Origin of the sequence: Streptococcus sp. 9903, assembly GCF_013276625.1 — a bacterium.
Lineage (GTDB): Bacteria > Bacillota > Bacilli > Lactobacillales > Streptococcaceae > Streptococcus.
Genome location: NZ_VMLI01000042.1, coordinates 1 through 913, shown reverse-complemented (window position 1 = coordinate 913; position 913 = coordinate 1). Strand labels below are relative to the sequence as shown.

The following is a 913-nucleotide window of genomic DNA, read 5'->3' as shown; positions in this document are numbered from 1 at the left end:
GTTGTCAAAAGAAGTTCCTTTAGGTAGAATGTCGCGAATCAGCGTGTGATTTTTCTCAATTCTCCCTTTCTGGTCAGAGCGATTAGGGTCACAAAAGAAGAGTTTACTCTCTCCTCGCACATCCATTTCGATATCATCGACCCTGGCAAACTCTCCTCCATTATCTGTCAGGATGACAGGGAAGAGTTGACAGAAATCTTTGTCAGCTTGATGAAGAGTGTTCTTGATGTCATAGAGGTGTTTGGTAACCTCAAGGGCAGTTTTATTATCCAGAAGTCTAGCGAAGATAAAGTTACAGAAAGATAGATTGAAGGTGAGTAGGACTTTCCCTCCCATCCTTCCCAGAACTGTATCCATTTCCAGCCAAGAGTCTAGTTGATTAAGGGCTAAATAGTTTTGGAAATCCTCATAGGAGCGACCTTTTTTAGCTTCTTTAGGAATGGAGGGGAGATTACGTTTCCGTCTTTCTTTGAATTTAACGGCTCTGGCTAGGTCAATAGGAGCGATAGATAGGTATCCTTTTCGGATATGTCGATATACAGTTGAGGAGCTGACATCAAGGTTATGAGTTTTGAGGATATGATAGATGTGTTGTCCCTTTTTAACTCCATCAGAAATGACTTTGTCCACTTCCCAGAAGGTCTTGGAATTGAGGGGAGTTCCTTCACGAGCTTCTACAAGAGTTTGTTCGTATTGTTTTTGAGCTTGTTTAGAGAGGTAGAAGATCTTCTTATAGCCACAATTTTGTCTTCTTTTAGGACATCCATTACAGACAAAGGTAGCTTTGTCTAGTAAAGGACAAGGAAGGTTATGGCCTGTAGACTCTCGGACTTGTCTGTTTCGTTTGACCTCTTTGGAAACAGTAGTTGGGTCTTTTAGAATGGATTGTCCAATAGCTTTGAATGTTTCACCG

Annotated in this window: 1 protein-coding gene; it reads right to left on the bottom strand. The window is 41.3% G+C overall.

All coding sequences use genetic code 11. From position 1 onward, the window contains the following. The coding region (locus HT696_RS10475) for an IS30 family transposase (protein WP_173283620.1) at positions 1-913 on the bottom strand (913 nt) is incomplete at both ends.